This window comes from Burkholderia sp. 9120 (assembly GCF_000745015.1).
Classification (GTDB): domain Bacteria; phylum Pseudomonadota; class Gammaproteobacteria; order Burkholderiales; family Burkholderiaceae; genus Paraburkholderia.
In genome coordinates, this window is the sequence record NZ_JQNA01000002.1 from 3,054,100 (window position 1) to 3,071,900 (window position 17,801).

Below are 17,801 nucleotides of genomic sequence, written 5' to 3' on the forward strand. Positions count from 1 at the left end.
ACCGGCTCGTGGACGGCGCGCGTCACTTTCGCGATGCGCGCCGCGAAGCTGACAAAACGTCTGAATGGCCCTTGGCCAGAGGGATTTGTCCGGTTGCGGGCCTGCCGCGCATCAAGCAGAATGCCAATCCATAAGCACCGCATCGCCAGTGCGCCCGCAAACCATTGGCATACGGGCTTTCCCGCGATTTTTCACAGCCCGTTTCACCAGATTGGAATCAGGATGAGCCAGTACGAATTCAGCGTCTCGGCGCAGGTGCAGTTTCTGCCCGAAGAGTCGGACCCGGAGCGCCGCCAGTATGCGTTCGCATACACGCTGACCATCCGCAACACGGGCCAGGTGCCGGCGCAATTGATTGCGCGGCATTGGGTGATTACTGACAGCGACAATAACGAGCAGGAAGTGAAGGGGCTCGGCGTGGTCGGCCACCAGCCGCTCCTCAAACCGGGCGAGCACTTCGAATATACGAGTTGGGCCGTGATCGGCACGCCGGTCGGCACCATGCGTGGCGAATATTTTTGCGTGGCGGAAGACGGCGAGCGCTTCGAAGCGCCGGTGCCGGAATTCATCCTGCGCATGCCGCGTACTTTGCATTGAACCGAGGCCGCTGACGGCGGTCTCTTAAACACTCCAACGCGCTTGGGCTTTTGCTCCGGGCTTACGCAGCAGGCAGGCTTACTGCGGATTCTGTTTTTTATGCTGTTCGGTCGAGTGGGCGCGCGTTATTTTCTTCTTACCGGACGACGTCCACACCACGATAAAAACCAGCAGGAAAAGCGCGAGGAGCGACTCCAGCGCGAAGATGAGCATTGGGTATTCGTCGAACAGATCAGACATGGCGGTTTCCATCAAGAACGAACATTGTATGCGGTTTGTCCGCACGGCCGGAGCATGGCTCGGCGCGCTTTCGGTTGCGGTGACGCTGGCGTCCTGCGGAGGCGGCGGCGCGGTCCGGCCTTCGGTGTCGCCGCCCACGGGCGCTGCGATCATATCCGGACAGATCGCCTCGACGCGGCTCACGGCGGTTGCGTGGCAACAGGTGCCGGGCTGGCAGGACGACTCGCTGATCGGCGCGACCGCCGCGCTGCGGCAAAACTGCGTGAGACTGGCGCGTCAGCCGAACTGGGCGCGCGCATGTGCCGCGGCCTCACAAATCGACGATCTCGATGTCACCGGCGCACGGGCTTTTTTCGAGGCCTATTTCACGCCGTTCCAGCTAGCGAATAACGACGGCACGCTCGACGGTCTCGTCACCGGTTACTACGAGCCTTTGCTGCGCGGTTCGCGCACGCGTCACGGCGTGTATCAAACCGCGCTGTATCGCTGGCCGTCCGGCTATCGCGCGGGCGCGCCGCTGCCGGTGCGTGCGCAGCTCGAACGCGCGGGTGTGCTCAACGGCAATGAACTGGCCTGGGTCGACGATCCGATCGAAGCGTTCTTCCTGCAGGTTCAAGGTTCCGGCCGGATCGTGATGGAAGACGGCAGCGTGATGCGACTCGGTTTCGGCGGCACGAATAATCAGCCGTACAAGTCGATTGGGCGCTGGCTGCTGGATCGCGGCGAACTCACGCCGGCACAGGCGACCATGCAAGGGATCAAGGCGTGGGCGCGCGCGAATCCGACCCGGGTCGATGCGCTGCTGGATACGAACCCGCGCTTCGTGTTCTTCCGCGAAATGCCTTCCGGCGAAAGCGTGCCGGGGGGTGGGGCGGATGGTCCGATCGGCGCGCTCGGTGTGCCGCTCACGCCGGAGCGTTCGATCGCGGTCGACCCGTCCTCGATTCCGCTCGGCACGCCGGTGTTTTTGCAGACCACGCGCCCATTGACGAACTCGCCGATGAATCGCCTCGTCTTCGCACAGGACACCGGTTCCGCGATCAAGGGCGGCGTACGCGCGGATTACTTCTGGGGGCTCGGCGATGACGCCGGTGACCTGGCCGGGAAGATGAAGCAGGGTGGCCGGATGTGGCTGTTGTTGCCGAATTCGTGAGGGTGGGGTTGGGGCTTTTGCGCTTGAGCTTGAAGGCTTAGGCCTGACGCTGGGCCTCGGCTGTCGCTGAGCTTCGGCTACCGGTGAAGCGGCGGATTTCGTTTCGAAACCCGCCGTCTTCAACCGCCGCCTTTAGTCAGCCGTTGGTCAGAAGCAACCCTTCCTCAAAGCCCCGACTTGCGTTTGTCCACCACGCGCCGTGCTTTACCCACCGAACGTTCAATCCCGTTCACAGCCAGCACATTCACCACGGCACTCACGCCGATCAATGCCTTGATGTCGTAAGTCAGCGCCTGCTTTGCCGTAGACAACGCAGCAATATCCGGCGCGGTCTCCGGACACGGTTCGACATTCAGCGTCAATACGTCGAGCGGCCCTTCCTTGGTCAGCACGATCTGATAATGCGGCGCGAGGGCGTGCTGCTTGAGCAGCAGTTCTTCGATCTGCGTCGGGAAAACGTTCACGCCGCGCACGATCATCATGTCGTCCGAACGACCCGTGATCTTCTCCATGCGACGCATGGTGCGAGCCGTGCCCGGCAAGAGCCGCGTCAGATCGCGTGTCCGGTAGCGGACGATCGGCAGCGCTTCCTTGGTTAGCGACGTGAACACCAGTTCGCCGAGTTCGCCGTCCGGCAGCACTTCGCCGGTTTCGGGATCGATGATCTCGGGATAGAAATAATCTTCCCAGATGGTCGGGCCGTCTTTCGTTTCCACGCATTCCGATGCCACGCCCGGTCCCATCACTTCGGACAGACCGTAAATGTCGACCGCGTCGATGCCCATGCGTTTTTCAATGGCCTGGCGCATGTCATTGGTCCACGGCTCCGCGCCGAAGATGCCGAGGCGCAGCGAGCAGGCGGCCGGGTCGATGCCCTGACGCTCGAGTTCGTCCGCGATCGAGAGCATGTAGCTCGGCGTCACCATGATGATGTCCGGCTTGAAATCCTGAATCAGCTGGACCTGTTTTTCGGTCTGACCGCCGCCGAACGGAATCACGGTGAGCCCCGCGCGTTCCGCGCCGTAGTGAGCGCCGAGGCCGCCGGTAAAGAGACCATAGCCGTAGCTCACGTGAACCTTGTCGCCACGCCGCGCGCCGGCCGCGCGGATGGAACGTGCGACGAGATTCGCCCACGTGTCGATGTCGCGTGCGGTATAGCCCACCACGGTCGGCTTGCCGGTCGTGCCGGACGACGCGTGAATCCGCGAAATCTGGTCCTGCGGCACGGCGAACATGCCGAAGGGGTAGCTGTCGCGCAGATCCTTCTTGGTGGTGAAGGGAAAGCGCGCCAGATCCGCGAGGGTTTTTACTTCGCTCGGATGCACACCGGCTTCGTCGAACTTGCGGCGATAGACCGGCGAATTTTCATAGGCGTGGTTCAACGACCATTTGAGCCGTTCAAGTTGAAGCGCGGCGAGTTCGTCGCGGCTGGCGGTCTCGATGGGATCGAGCGGAAGGGCGGTGGTCATCGAATGTCTCCTTGCTGCCTCAATGCTTGAGTCTGATGGTCGGTGCGCTTGCACGCAAAAACTGGGGCGGCCTGCTGTTTATACGTGTCGTGTCCGCTAGTTCGTCGACTAGTCGCCACGCTGTGCTTCGGAACTTGCCGCCGGATTGCTTTGGTTGCCACTCACGATCCCGCGAGTGGTGTGTCGCGACCTTTCCGTGCGTCCTTCTTTCAATCGCTCACGGGTATCAGGTTGCCTTTAATCTGCGCCGATTTGCCGCGAAACATCGCGACGGTTTCGTCAGCGCGATTCACGACCCGAATGTCGTAGATGCCGGTGCGTCCGCTCAGCGTCTGTTCAACGGCTTCCGCCGTCAGCACGTCGCCGCCATGCACCGGACGCAGAAACTCGATCGAGCAACCGGCTGCGACCGTGTTGATGTTGTATGTATTGCAGGCGAACGCGAACGTGGAATCGGCCAGCGTGAAAATCAGGCCGCCGTGACAAATCTGATGACCGTTCAGAAAGTCTTCGCGCACAGCCATACGCAAACGCGCGTAGCCGGGGCGGACTTCCAGTATTTCGAGGCCGAGCGCCTTGCTGCAGGCGTCGTTTTCGTACATGGCGGCTGCGGTTGCGCGGGCGAGTTCGTCTGGCGTCATCTGGCTGGGTTGGCTGGGTTGTGCGGACATCTCAACGGCCCTCGAAACGTGGTGCACGCTTTTCGACGAAAGCCTGAACGCCTTCCGCGTAATCGTGGGAAGCGCCGAGCTCACGCTGCAGATCACGTTCGAGGTCGAGTTGCTGATCCAGGCTTTGCGTTGCGCCTGCCCGCATGGCCTGTTTGATCGCCGCGATCGCGCGCGTGGGTTGCTGCGCGAGCTGGCTCGCGAGTTTGGCGGCGGTGCCGGCGAGTTCCGCGTCGTCGACCGCTTGCCAGATCAAGCCCCAGTTCTCGGCTTTTTCCGCGCCGAGTTTGTCGCCGGTAATGGCAAGCCCCATGGCGCGCGCCATGCCGATGCGTTGCGGCAGGAACCAGGTGCCGCCTGAATCGGGCACAAGGCCAATCTTCACGAACGCCTGGATGAAGCTCGCGGAGCGGGCGGCGAGCACGATGTCGCAGGCCAGCGCGAGGTTTGCGCCGGCGCCGGCGGCCGTGCCGTTCACTGCCGCGATCACCGGGATTCGCAGCGCTTGCAGACGGCGAATCAGCGGGTTGAAATACGTGTCGATCAGCTCGCCCAGATCGGTCATTGCGCCTGGCGTGAAGTCGAGATCGGCAAGATCCTGGCCGGCGCAGAAGCCACGGCCTGCACCAGTGAGCACGAGGGCGCGGGCAGTGGACGCTTCCACCTCGTCGAGCGCTGCGCTCAATTCCTGATGCATTGCGCGCGTGAAGCTGTTCAGCTTGTCCGGGCGGTTCAGCGTAATGGTCGCTACACGGCTCGATGCATCTATATCCAGGCGAATCGCTTCATACGACATTGGGTGTCTCCTCAAAGTCTCTTTGATCGATGGATGCTTCGGCGTTTGTGTCAGAGCCGCTCGATGACCAACGCGATGCCTTGGCCTACACCGATACACATCGTGCAAAGCGCAAAGCGGCCGTTGATCCGTTCTAACTGGTACAGCGCCGTCGTGATCAGACGCGCGCCCGATGCGCCAAGCGGATGGCCGAGCGCAATGGCGCCGCCGTTCGGATTGACGCGCGGGTCGTCGTCGCGCAAACCGAGCGTGCGCAGCACGGCCAGGCCTTGCGACGCGAAAGCTTCGTTCAACTCGATCACGTCGAATTGCTCGAGCGTCATACCGAGTTGCTTCAACAGTTTCTGGGTGGCCGGCGCCGGGCCGATACCCATGATGCGCGGCTCGACGCCCGCCGTTGCCATGCCTACCACGCGAGCGCGGCGACGCAGGCCGTACTGATCGGCGGCCTCTTGATTCGCAAGCAGCAGCGCGCAGGCTCCGTCGTTCACACCGGATGCATTGCCGGCCGTCACGCTGCCGTCAGGACGAACCACGCCTTTGAGCTTGCCCAGACTTTCGAGCGAGGTTGCGCGCGGATGCTCGTCGAGCATGACGCGCACCGGGTCGCCTTTCTTCTGCGCGATGTCGACGCCCACGATTTCCTGGGCCAGCGTGCCGTCTTCCTGCGCGCGAGCCGCCTTCTGCTGGCTCGCTAGCGCAAACATGTCCTGATCCGCGCGGCTGATACCGAATTCGACCGCGACGTTTTCCGCTGTTTCCGGCATCGAGTCGACGCCGTATTGACGTTTCATCAGCGGGTTGATGAAGCGCCAGCCAATGGTTGTGTCGTAAACGTCGGCTTGCCGTGCGAAGGCGCTAGCGGCCTTACCCATGACGAACGGCGCTCGCGTCATGCTTTCTACGCCGCCGGCAATCATCAAACGCGCTTCGCCTGCCTTGATTGCGCGTGCTGCGGTGCCGACCGCATCCATGCCCGAGCCGCACAAGCGGTTGATGGTCGCGCCGGGCGCATCCGTCGGCAAACCCGCCAGCAGCGCGGACATGCGCGCGACGTTGCGGTTGTCTTCGCCGGCCTGGTTGGCACAGCCATAGATCACGTCGTCGAGCGCGCGCCAGTCGACGCCCGGATTGCGCTCGATCAGCGCCTTGATCGGCACCGCGCCGAGGTCGTCGGCGCGAACGTCCTTGAGGGCGCCGCCGTAGCGGCCGATCGGGGTGCGAATCGCATCGCAAATGAAGGCGTCGTTCATATGAGCTCCTGCAGGGGCGGACCGGCGCGAAATGCCGATCCGATGTCTCATGTTAGTTGGGAGGCACGGCTCGGTCCATTCGGCCAAAAGGCATAGGACGAAAGCCGTGCTTTTGTCTTATGACGTTCAGCCAGCTACCGCCGGCGCCGCTTTCGGTTCAACATGAACGCGGCTTTGAATGATGCGGAAGCGGTTCGCGACGAAGGCTGCATCGGCCAGCGCTGCGTTGGCCGCCGGGTTGGCGCCCGTGCCATGGAAGTCGGAGAACGCCGCCGACTGATTGACGAATACGCCGCCGGTCAGATTGATCGACAGCGCTACGCCGCCGCGGACGGATGCTTCGTGCGCTTCGTCGAGCACGGCTTCGTCGGTGCTGTAGACCGACAGCGTCAGTGCACCGTGCTCGGCGGCGATCGAGCCGGCGAGATCGAGCGACTGGGCAGTCGAGTCCGTCGCGATCACGAACGAGATCGGGCCGAACCATTCCTTGGTGAACTGGGCGTAGTCGGTTGCGGCGTCCAGTTGCAGCATGAGCGGCGTGCGCACGCGGGCGCCGGCAAACGCCGGGTGTTCGAGCGACTGGCTTTCGACCAGTACACGGCCGAGCTTGGCTGCTTCGCCAATGCGCTGGGTCACGCCGTCGTTCTGGATCGCGCCGAGCAGTTCGACGGCGCGGGCCGGATCGGCAACCAGTTTTTGGACTGCGCCGGCAATGGCTTGCGCGACTTCGTCGAAACCGAGCGTGCCGTCGGCGGTGCGAATCCCGCCGCGCGGCACGTAGATGTTCTGCGGCGCCGTGCACATCTGGCCCGAGTAGAGCGCGAGCGAGAAGGCGATGTTGCGGGCAACGGCTTTGATGTCGTCCACCGAGTCGATCACGATCTGGTTGACGCCGGCTTTCTCGGTGTAGACCTGTGCCTGATGCGCATTGCGCTCGAGCCACGTGCCGTTTTGCGTGCTACCCGTGAAGTCGATCAGCTTGATCTCCGGACGCAGTGCGAGGTCCTGCACGAGTGCGCCGTCGTTCGGCTCGGTTGCGAGCAGCGTGACGACGTTCGGGTCGAAACCGGCTTCACGCAAAACGTCGCGGGCAATCCGCACGGTCACTGCCAGCGGCAGAATTGCGCCCGGATGCGGTTTGACGATGACTGTGTTGCCGGTGGCCAGATCGGCGAAGAGGCCCGGGTAGCCGTTCCACGTTGGGAACGTGCAGCAGCCGAGTACCAGGCCGGTACCGCGCGGCGCGACGGTATAGCGCTTGTGCATGGCGAGCGGCGGGTTCTTGCCTTGCGGTTTTTCCCAGTGGGCGTCGGCCGGAATGCGGCGCAACTGGTCCCATGCGTACACCACCGCTTCGAGCGCGCGGTCCTGTGCGTGGGGGCCGCCCGCCTGAAAGGCCATCATGAACGCCTGACCGGTCGTGTGCATCACGCTGTAGCCGATTTCGAAGCTGGCGCGATTCACTCGCGCGAGGATTTCCAGGCACACGCCGATCCACGCTTGCGGGCCCGCTGCGCGCCAGTCACGTTGCGCGACTGCCGCTGCTGCGATCAGCGCCTCAGGATCGGCCTTCGGGTAGCGGACGCCGAGCGGAAAACCGAACGGCGAGACTTCGGCGCCGACGGTGTCTCCCGTCGACGGCTGGTCGAGTTCGAAGGTCGCGTCGAGGTGTGTTTTGAATGCGGCTTCACCGTCCGCGTTCGCTGTTTCCCCGTACACTTTCGGACTGGGCATCTCGACGAAGGGGCTCCAGTAGCCGCGCGTTTCGACCGCGGTGAGCGCCTTTTGCAGCGTGTCTTCGTGCTTGGTGAATAGCGGATGTGTCATGGCAGAGGGGCGTGACTGTACGTTGGGAAAAGCCTGTCGAATAATTGACCGACCGGTTGGTTGGTCAATGTTAGCATTATTAAGATGGCGGCGCGAAGCGTTTTCGCGTGTGATTAATCATTAGGAGGCGGCATGGCTTACGAGAACATTCTGGTTGAGACACGAGGACGGGTCGGTTTGGTCACGCTGAATCGCCCGAAGGCGTTGAACGCCTTGAACGACGCGTTGATGGACGAACTGGGCGCCGCGCTGCGCGAGTTCGATGCCGACGACGCGATCGGCGCGATCGTGATTACGGGTAGCGAGAAGGCGTTCGCGGCAGGTGCAGACATCGGCATGATGGCCACCTATTCCTATATGGATGTCTACAAGGGTGACTACATCACCCGCAATTGGGAGACGGTTCGGTCGATCCGTAAGCCGATCATTGCCGCGGTGGCGGGCTTTGCGCTTGGCGGCGGCTGCGAATTGGCGATGATGTGCGACATCATCTTCGCCGCCGATAGCGCGAAGTTCGGTCAGCCGGAAATCAAACTCGGGGTGATGCCGGGCGCCGGTGGTACGCAGCGACTGCCTCGCGCCGTCTCCAAAGCAAAAGCAATGGACCTGTGTTTGACCGCGCGTTTCATGGATGCCGCCGAAGCCGAGCGTGCCGGACTGGTTTCGCGCGTGATTCCTGCGGCCTCGCTGATCGACGAGGCGATTGCGGCTGCTGCCACCATTTCCGAATTCCCGCTTCCCGCTGTAATGATGGTGAAGGAGTCCGTCAATCGCGCGTACGAAACGACGCTTGCCGAGGGGGTTCATTTCGAGCGCCGTCTGTTCCACTCGCTGTTCGCCACGGAAGACCAGAAAGAGGGGATGGCCGCGTTTGTGGAGAAGCGCAAGCCGGTTTTCAAGCATCGTTAATACTGTTGTCAAAATAACGCTTGCAAGGCCCTGCGTGGGTCGCTAGAATCTCGCTCTTTCGTGCTTCGGACACCGGGGCACGGGAGGCGGGAGAGCCAGCAATGGCAAGGGTTTCAGCGAAGTGAACGGGTTGAGAAAGTTATAAAAACCTGTTGACGACGTAGCGAAAGTTCTTCATAATCTCGTTTCTCTGCTGCAGATGCAGCGACGCAGAACGAAGCGGTGCCGGGTAGTTGTGATGTTGACAACACGCGGTGCTGGTTTGGTGGTGAATGCGTAATCGATCTTTAAAAATTAACAGCCGATAAGTGTGGGCGCTTGATGCGAGACGCGAGGCGGATCTTTCGGGATCTGCCGCAAAGCGAAAGTATCAAGTCTCACACAGTAATGAAAGGAAGGTTTGACTGTCGAAAGACGATCGAACAATTCGTCAGTACGTTGAGTGAGCGACCGGTTCTTAACGGAACCGAAAAACAGTAACAGGTTTGAACTGAAGAGTTTGATCCTGGCTCAGATTGAACGCTGGCGGCATGCCTTACACATGCAAGTCGAACGGCAGCACGGGGGTAACCCTGGTGGCGAGTGGCGAACGGGTGAGTAATACATCGGAACGTGTCCTGTAGTGGGGGATAGCCCGGCGAAAGCCGGATTAATACCGCATACGCTCTACGGAGGAAAGGGGGGGATCTTAGGACCTCTCGCTACAGGGGCGGCCGATGGCAGATTAGCTAGTTGGTGGGGTAAAGGCCTACCAAGGCGACGATCTGTAGCTGGTCTGAGAGGACGACCAGCCACACTGGGACTGAGACACGGCCCAGACTCCTACGGGAGGCAGCAGTGGGGAATTTTGGACAATGGGCGAAAGCCTGATCCAGCAATGCCGCGTGTGTGAAGAAGGCCTTCGGGTTGTAAAGCACTTTTGTCCGGAAAGAAAACTTCTGTCCTAATACGGCGGGAGGATGACGGTACCGGAAGAATAAGCACCGGCTAACTACGTGCCAGCAGCCGCGGTAATACGTAGGGTGCAAGCGTTAATCGGAATTACTGGGCGTAAAGCGTGCGCAGGCGGTTCGCTAAGACAGATGTGAAATCCCCGGGCTTAACCTGGGAACTGCATTTGTGACTGGCGGGCTAGAGTATGGCAGAGGGGGGTAGAATTCCACGTGTAGCAGTGAAATGCGTAGAGATGTGGAGGAATACCGATGGCGAAGGCAGCCCCCTGGGCCAATACTGACGCTCATGCACGAAAGCGTGGGGAGCAAACAGGATTAGATACCCTGGTAGTCCACGCCCTAAACGATGTCAACTAGTTGTTGGGTCTTCATTGACTTAGTAACGTAGCTAACGCGTGAAGTTGACCGCCTGGGGAGTACGGTCGCAAGATTAAAACTCAAAGGAATTGACGGGGACCCGCACAAGCGGTGGATGATGTGGATTAATTCGATGCAACGCGAAAAACCTTACCTACCCTTGACATGTATGGAAGTCTGCCGAGAGGTGGATGTGCCCGAAAGGGAGCCATAACACAGGTGCTGCATGGCTGTCGTCAGCTCGTGTCGTGAGATGTTGGGTTAAGTCCCGCAACGAGCGCAACCCTTGTCCCTAGTTGCTACGCAAGAGCACTCCAGGGAGACTGCCGGTGACAAACCGGAGGAAGGTGGGGATGACGTCAAGTCCTCATGGCCCTTATGGGTAGGGCTTCACACGTCATACAATGGTCGGAACAGAGGGTTGCCAAGCCGCGAGGTGGAGCCAATCCCAGAAAACCGATCGTAGTCCGGATCGCACTCTGCAACTCGAGTGCGTGAAGCTGGAATCGCTAGTAATCGCGGATCAGCATGCCGCGGTGAATACGTTCCCGGGTCTTGTACACACCGCCCGTCACACCATGGGAGTGGGTTTCACCAGAAGTAGGTAGCCTAACCGCAAGGAGGGCGCTTACCACGGTGGGATTCATGACTGGGGTGAAGTCGTAACAAGGTAGCCGTATCGGAAGGTGCGGCTGGATCACCTCCTTTCTAGAGCTGAACGTGTCGAACGTTGAGCGCTCACGCTTATCGGCTGTAAATTCAGACAGACTCAGGGGTCTGTAGCTCAGTCGGTTAGAGCACCGTCTTGATAAGGCGGGGTCGATGGTTCGAATCCATCCAGACCCACCACTGTTTCTGCGGTGGCTGTGCTAACCGGTTGAAGGCACCCTGAAGTTCATGTGTGACTGGGGGATTAGCTCAGCTGGGAGAGCACCTGCTTTGCAAGCAGGGGGTCGTCGGTTCGATCCCGTCATCCTCCACCAATCATCAATGCATAGCGTTCTGCGGCAGGTCGGGCAGAGGGTTGTGCATTGGCGATTGAGCCAGTCAGAGTGATACGTGGTTATAGCAACCGCGATATCGGCTGTCGTTCTTTAACAATCAGGAAGAAGTAGTAAAGAGATTCACGAAAGCATATCTAGAGATGGGTGTGTGAGTAGGTGAATCAGGGTTGTGATTGTATCAATGTATGAAAAGGTAATCGAAAGATTGCCTTGGAATACGGCGCAACACGAATACTCAACCTGTAACGATGTGACCCGCGCTGCGTTCCCAGTGAACGCGGTATGAGACACACCCGTTATAGGGTCAAGCGAACAAGTGCATGTGGTGGATGCCTTGGCGATCACAGGCGATGAAGGACGCGGTAGCCTGCGAAAAGCTACGGGGAGCTGGCAAACGAGCTTTGATCCGTAGATGTCCGAATGGGGAAACCCACTCCGAATGGAGTATCCATGACTGAATACATAGGTCATGCGAAGCGAACGCGGTGAACTGAAACATCTAAGTAACCGCAGGAAAAGAAATCAACCGAGATTCCCAGAGTAGTGGCGAGCGAAATGGGATCAGCCTGTACTCTTTATCTTCATTGTTAGTCGAAGGCTCTGGAAAGTGCCGCCATAGCAGGTGATAGCCCTGTAGACGAAAACAGCGAGGAAGAACTAGGTGTACGACAAGTAGGGCGGGACACGTGAAATCCTGTCTGAAGATGGGGGGACCATCCTCCAAGGCTAAATACTCGTGATCGACCGATAGTGAACCAGTACCGTGAGGGAAAGGCGAAAAGAACCCCGGGAGGGGAGTGAAATAGATCCTGAAACCGCATGCATACAAACAGTAGGAGCCTCCTTGAGGGGTGACTGCGTACCTTTTGTATAATGGGTCAGCGACTTACATTCAGTGGCAAGCTTAACCGATTAGGGCAGGCGTAGCGAAAGCGAGTCCGAACAGGGCGATTCAGTCGCTGGGTGTAGACCCGAAACCAGGTGATCTATCCATGGCCAGGATGAAGGTGCGGTAACACGTACTGGAGGTCCGAACCCACTAACGTTGAAAAGTTAGGGGATGAGCTGTGGATAGGGGTGAAAGGCTAAACAAACCTGGAAATAGCTGGTTCTCTCCGAAAACTATTTAGGTAGTGCCTCGTGTATCACCTTCGGGGGTAGAGCACTGTCATGGTTGTGGGGTCCATTGCGGATTACTACGCCATAGCAAACTCCGAATACCGAAGAGTGCAATCACGGGAGACAGACATCGGGTGCTAACGTCCGGTGTCAAGAGGGAAACAACCCAGACCGCCAGCTAAGGTCCCCAAATATTGCTAAGTGGGAAACGAAGTGGGAAGGCTAAAACAGTCAGGAGGTTGGCTTAGAAGCAGCCATCCTTTAAAGAAAGCGTAATAGCTCACTGATCGAGTCGTCCTGCGCGGAAGATGTAACGGGGCTAAGCAATATACCGAAGCTGCGGATGCACATTTATGTGCATGGTAGGAGAGCGTTCCGTAAGCCTGCGAAGGTGCATTGAAAAGTGCGCTGGAGGTATCGGAAGTGCGAATGCTGACATGAGTAGCGATAAAGGGGGTGAAAAGCCCCCTCGCCGTAAGCCCAAGGTTTCCTACGCAACGTTCATCGGCGTAGGGTGAGTCGGCCCCTAAGGCGAGGCAGAAATGCGTAGCTGATGGGAAGCAGGTTAATATTCCTGCACCATTGTTAAATGCGATGGGGGGACGGATCGCGGAAGGTTGTCCGGGTGTTGGAAGTCCCGGTCCTTGCATTGGAGAAGGCGCTTAGGCAAATCCGGGCGCGGAATTCAAGGGTGCGAGGCCATTCACCTAGGTGAAGAAGCAATCGGAAGTGGTTCCAAGAAAAGCCTCTAAGCTTCAGTTTAACAAGACCGTACCGCAAACCGACACAGGTGGGCGAGATGAGTATTCTAAGGCGCTTGAGAGAACTCGGGAGAAGGAACTCGGCAAATTGGTACCGTAACTTCGGGATAAGGTACGCCCCTGTAGCCTGATGCGCCTGCGCGCGTAGGGTGAAGGGGTTGCAATAAACTGGTGGCTGCGACTGTTTAATAAAAACACAGCACTCTGCAAACACGAAAGTGGACGTATAGGGTGTGACGCCTGCCCGGTGCCGGAAGATTAAATGATGGGGTGCAAGCTCTTGATTGAAGTCCCGGTAAACGGCGGCCGTAACTATAACGGTCCTAAGGTAGCGAAATTCCTTGTCGGGTAAGTTCCGACCTGCACGAATGGCGTAACGATGGCCACACTGTCTCCTCCCGAGACTCAGCGAAGTTGAAGTGTTTGTGATGATGCAATCTCCCCGCGGCTAGACGGAAAGACCCCATGAACCTTTACTGTAGCTTTGCATTGGACTTTGAACCGATCTGTGTAGGATAGGTGGGAGGCTATGAAGCGTGGACGCCAGTCTGCGTGGAGCCATCCTTGAAATACCACCCTGGTTTGTTTGAGGTTCTAACCTTGGTCCGTAATCCGGATCGGGGACAGTGCATGGTAGGCAGTTTGACTGGGGCGGTCTCCTCCCAAAGTGTAACGGAGGAGTACGAAGGTACGCTAGGTACGGTCGGAAATCGTGCTGATAGTGCAATGGCATAAGCGTGCTTAACTGCGAGACCGACAAGTCGAGCAGGTGCGAAAGCAGGTCATAGTGATCCGGTGGTTCTGTATGGAAGGGCCATCGCTCAACGGATAAAAGGTACTCTGGGGATAACAGGCTGATACCGCCCAAGAGTTCATATCGACGGCGGTGTTTGGCACCTCGATGTCGGCTCATCTCATCCTGGGGCTGTAGCCGGTCCCAAGGGTATGGCTGTTCGCCATTTAAAGAGGTACGTGAGCTGGGTTTAAAACGTCGTGAGACAGTTTGGTCCCTATCTGCCGTGGGCGCTGGATATTTGAAGGGGGCTGCTCCTAGTACGAGAGGACCGGAGTGGACGAACCTCTGGTGTACCGGTTGTCACGCCAGTGGCATCGCCGGGTAGCTATGTTCGGAAGAGATAACCGCTGAAAGCATCTAAGCGGGAAACTCGCCTTAAGATGAGATATCCCCGGGGCTTCGAGCCCCTTGAAGGGTCGTTCAAGACCAGGACGTTGATAGGTCAGGTGTGGAAGCGCAGTAATGCGTTAAGCTAACTGATACTAATTGCCCGTAAGGCTTGATCCTATAACAGGTGTGTCTCTCTCTCGACCCGCGTTAGCGCTTTAGCGCTTACACGGGTCCGATCCCCGAAGGGGAAGACACACGGTTGAGATCAGTGTTGTGCAATACAGGCACAACCCAAAGTAACACCGAGAGGCATCCTCTCAACTACTTCTTCCAGATTGGCTGTATTGCCCCAAAGGCAGTGCGGCAACAAGTCATGCCTGATGACCATAGCGAGTCGGTACCACCCCTTCCCATCCCGAACAGGACCGTGAAACGACTCCACGCCGATGATAGTGCGGATTGCCCGTGTGAAAGTAGGTAATCGTCAGGCTCCCTAGCAGAAAGCAGAAACCCCACCCAAAAAGGTGGGGTTTCTGTCGTTTACGGCAGGGAAGAAATCACAACCAAGTACTCAACGTCCACCGCCGTCATCGCCCAACTATTCGTTCTTGCTCGACAACGACTGCGCCAGTTCCCCGGCCTTCAGCGAACTCATCAGCGACATCAGCGTATTGATCGCATTGCCGCCGCTGTCCCCACCTAACTGGATCTGTGGAACGAGCGGCACACGCGACGTTTCGAACGCTTCGGCCAAACGCAGCATCACCGTTTGCATCAGTTGCTTGTCGGCGCCTTCACCCTGCAGCGCTTCCGACTTCGCCTTGATCGCCGAAGCTTCCGCTTCACCGACCGCCTTGATCGCCGATGCGCGACCTGAGCCCTCCATCTCCTGCCTGAACTTATCCGCTTGCGCGAGCGCTTCGATTTCCTGACGACGCTTTTCAGCGGCCTTCACCGCGGCCGAGCCCTGGTTCTCCTTGATCGATACGTCGACCAACGAACCCGTCAGTTCCTTCTGTTTCGCCGCACGCTGTTCCGCTTCATTCAGTTCGCGCTGCTTGTCTGCGGCGATCTGTTTCTGCGCGAACGTTTCGACCTGTTCGCGCGCGATCTGCCGGTCGCGCAACTGCGCCATGATGTTCTCGATCTGCGTGTCGCCGGCTTGCGGCTTCGGTGTGCCGATCAGCACTTCCTCGAACTCCAGCGAATACGCCTTGAAGCGCTCACGCATCTCACTCGACGCATTGCCCTGCAATTCGCTGCGCGACTGGATCAGTTCGATAAACGTCCGCGTTTGCGAGACGTTCTTGAAGTACGACGACACCATCGGATCGAGTGTCTGCTCAACCAGTTGCTCGATATTGCCGAAGCGCTGCACGACGAGCGGCGCCTTGCGATAGTCGATGTGCACAACCACCGACAACGGCAATTGCGGTTCGAACGCGTCCTTCGTGATCAGCGTGATCTCGCGCAGATTCGAGTCGAAATTAGAACCGCTCTCGCCCGCTTTCCAGAGCAACACGAAGTTGGTGGTCGGGACGAATTCGATCTTGCCGGCGTACGGGTTGAACGCGTACTTGCCGGGCATCAGCGGTTCGCTCCAGACGCCACGGCAACCGGTCTTGACCAGCTCGCCATGACTGTAGTCGCTGCCCGAGAGGTCGTCGCCGCGACGGCCCGTGTACGACACGACCACGCCCACGAAGCCGACCGGAACGATGGTCTTCGTCAGAAACTCAACCGTCGCGAAGAGCCGGTTGATGTAGTAAGTGCCTTCCACCAGCACACGTTCCTGACGACCGCGACGTCCACCCGCCGCGAGAAACTTTTCCGGCTCCTGAAACGCGTTGTGCAGATCACCGACGTCGGGTGCGAGCAATTCGTCCACGCGCAGACCCGGGCCATCCTGCACCGTCACCACGGCGATCTGATCGGAACCATGGGCGCCCGTGACCTCCTTGATCACGACCGGCGTGAAGGCGCTGCGCTCGTCGAGCACGTCGCGCATGCGGGCGTAGTAGGCGCGTTCTTCCGGCGCCATCGACAGTGAATAGGTCGTGTCCTCCGTCATGACGACGAACAGCGCCGGATTCAGAATGTGCGTGCCCTCACGCAGCACCTTGCGCTGCGGACCCTTCTGGCCGCCATGTTCGAGAAACGCGCGGACGTCGCGGAAATCGTCGACGGTGGCATTGTCGGCGAGCGTCTGGCCCGCCGGCAGATCGACCCCGTCACGCGCGAAGACGTAGCCGATCTTGCCTTGCGTGACCGACACCATCGGCCGGATATGAACGCGATACTGGAATGGCGTGAAGAAGTGAAAACCGCCGCGACGCACGTCAGGTTGAAAGCCCGCTTCGCCATGCAAGGCGAGCAGGCCGATCTGCACGGATCCTTGCGCACTCCAGATCTTTTCGATGACACCGATCGCGTCGTTCGGAATATAGCGAACGGCCCCCGACAGCCAGACGCCGACCACCGCGAGCAATCCGATGACGAGTAAAACGATCAACGGAACCAGTAAGCTCATGGATAAAAACGTGTGCATGTTATTGGACTCTTTTTAGCGTGGTACTTCGAATACCCGAGCGTCATCATTCGCGGTCCGTGCTTCTGATAGCACGAGCGCGACGCAAGGGTTCAGGCACTACAGTGTGAAAAAGACGTAGAGCGACGTCAGCCGTCGAGCGGCGTAGTGGGATTTCTATCCCGACGCCTGGAGAGAGCAGGATGGCCTGTAATGGCGAGCACGATACGCCACGGAGACTGCGGCGCGGACCATTGCATAGTCACGCAATTAACCGTGCGACTCAGCAACGCAAAATGCGTTGCTGCATGAGGCAGGACAAGGGAGAGGGGAGCCAAGGCGCGCAGCGCGCGGGACTCAATCCCATCACGCGTGGCGTCGTGCTCGACGAAGCTCAGGAACCAGACAAACGGTGCTGCCGTAGCGACTTGCAAGATTTCAGCGACCTTCCGCGGATTGCTAATCTGATGGAATTCTATGCCTCGCGATGCGCGAATGTCCAAGTAATTTTAGATGACACCCCGGCTTTTAGAGGAAGGCTTCATGAAGAATCCGCAACGCATAAATTCATAAGAAATACCCCCTGCGGAAAAAGACGAGACAGAGCGGCGCCGCCTGATCGACCTGAACCTGTCACATGGATCTGGTTTGCTTGGCAGGTGTTTTACCCAGAAATAATCACCCGCCACAACTACCACTGCGTGAAGCCGGACTAAGTGCAAATAACAATGGAGTCCCTGGCAAATTTCAGTGTAACTTTGCTAAGCTTAATGTTCCTGATGCCGATAACACAGTCAGCCACGCCGCTGGCACGGTGAAGTGCGCAACTGCGAAAGAGCGTTTTCGCAAAACCAATTAATAAGCATAAAAAATATATTACTGCCGTAACCATTCCGGTGCATGTGATTGGAATGACACGACGGTTATTGAAAGTCACCGAAGACAGAGTATCCGGATTGCATGAGTGAATGCACGGTAGGCCCCATGCGAAGCGCATAGGGCGACCGTGTCGGGCGTCGTATCGCCGGTTCGCTCTGCGGCT

10 protein-coding genes, 2 tRNA genes and 3 rRNA genes are annotated in these 17,801 nt (G+C 58.7%); 8 read left to right on the top strand and 7 right to left on the bottom strand.

Features of this window, described 5'->3' with window-relative positions:
• Window positions 1-222 precede the first annotated feature (222 nt).
• Window positions 223-597: a Co2+/Mg2+ efflux facilitator ApaG/CorD gene (gene apaG / locus FA94_RS21910; RefSeq protein ID WP_035555052.1), complete on the top strand. Its 375-nt coding sequence runs from the start codon at window positions 223-225 to the stop codon at window positions 595-597.
• Window positions 598-675: 78 nt separating this feature from the next.
• Here apaG and FA94_RS39220 read toward each other — a convergent pair whose 3' ends face one another.
• Complete coding sequence (locus tag FA94_RS39220; RefSeq protein WP_035555055.1) at window positions 676-837, bottom strand: hypothetical protein; 162 nt, start codon at window positions 835-837, stop codon at window positions 676-678.
• Between the two features lie 28 nt (window positions 838-865).
• On the opposite strand from FA94_RS39220, the gene mltA reads away from it, so the two are divergent.
• Window positions 866-1,990 (top strand): murein transglycosylase A, encoded by a 1,125-nt coding sequence (mltA, locus tag FA94_RS21920; RefSeq protein ID WP_035555058.1) that lies wholly within the window; start codon window positions 866-868, stop codon window positions 1,988-1,990.
• Window positions 1,991-2,154: 164 nt separating this feature from the next.
• On the opposite strand, the gene paaK is transcribed toward mltA, so the two are convergent.
• The 5 genes from paaK to paaN all read right to left on the bottom strand — a co-directional run bounded on the left by paaK (window position 2,155) and on the right by paaN (window position 8,003).
• Entirely contained in the window at window positions 2,155-3,459 is a 1,305-nt protein-coding gene (gene paaK / locus FA94_RS21925; protein WP_035555061.1) for a phenylacetate--CoA ligase PaaK, read from the bottom strand.
• A 209-nt stretch (window positions 3,460-3,668) separates the two neighbouring features.
• Entirely contained in the window at window positions 3,669-4,130 is a 462-nt protein-coding gene (gene paaI / locus FA94_RS21930; RefSeq protein ID WP_035555064.1) for a hydroxyphenylacetyl-CoA thioesterase PaaI, read from the bottom strand.
• Between the two features lies 1 nt (window position 4,131).
• A complete protein-coding gene (paaG, locus tag FA94_RS21935; protein ID WP_035555068.1) occupies window positions 4,132-4,923 on the bottom strand; it encodes a 2-(1,2-epoxy-1,2-dihydrophenyl)acetyl-CoA isomerase PaaG in 792 nt (263 codons plus the stop codon).
• A 50-nt stretch (window positions 4,924-4,973) separates the two neighbouring features.
• Complete coding sequence (pcaF, locus tag FA94_RS21940) at window positions 4,974-6,176, bottom strand: 3-oxoadipyl-CoA thiolase (protein WP_035555071.1); 1,203 nt, start codon at window positions 6,174-6,176, stop codon at window positions 4,974-4,976.
• 126 nt (window positions 6,177-6,302) lie between these two features.
• A complete protein-coding gene (gene paaN / locus FA94_RS21945) occupies window positions 6,303-8,003 on the bottom strand; it encodes a phenylacetic acid degradation protein PaaN (RefSeq protein WP_035555074.1) in 1,701 nt (566 codons plus the stop codon).
• Between the two features lie 132 nt (window positions 8,004-8,135).
• Here paaN and FA94_RS21950 point away from each other — a divergent pair, with 132 nt between their 5' ends.
• From FA94_RS21950 to rrf, 6 genes are all read left to right on the top strand, one after another.
• Window positions 8,136-8,912, top strand: a complete 777-nt coding sequence (locus FA94_RS21950; protein WP_035555076.1) for an enoyl-CoA hydratase — start codon at window positions 8,136-8,138, stop codon at window positions 8,910-8,912.
• Between the two features lie 487 nt (window positions 8,913-9,399).
• A 16S ribosomal RNA gene (locus tag FA94_RS21955) occupies window positions 9,400-10,930 on the top strand.
• A 65-nt stretch (window positions 10,931-10,995) separates the two neighbouring features.
• Window positions 10,996-11,071, top strand: a tRNA-Ile gene (locus FA94_RS21960).
• Between the two features lie 58 nt (window positions 11,072-11,129).
• Window positions 11,130-11,205: transfer RNA gene (locus FA94_RS21965), tRNA-Ala, on the top strand.
• A 323-nt stretch (window positions 11,206-11,528) separates the two neighbouring features.
• A 23S ribosomal RNA gene (locus FA94_RS21970) occupies window positions 11,529-14,409 on the top strand.
• Window positions 14,410-14,608: 199 nt separating this feature from the next.
• Window positions 14,609-14,722, top strand: a 5S ribosomal RNA gene (gene rrf / locus FA94_RS21975).
• Together the 16S, 23S and 5S rRNA genes with 2 tRNA genes alongside form the textbook arrangement of a ribosomal RNA operon.
• A gap of 108 nt (window positions 14,723-14,830) precedes the next feature.
• Here rrf and FA94_RS21980 read toward each other — a convergent pair.
• Window positions 14,831-16,762: an SPFH domain-containing protein gene (locus tag FA94_RS21980; RefSeq protein WP_231584997.1), complete on the bottom strand. Its 1,932-nt coding sequence runs from the start codon at window positions 16,760-16,762 to the stop codon at window positions 14,831-14,833.
• Between the last annotated feature and the right edge of the window lie 1,039 nt (window positions 16,763-17,801).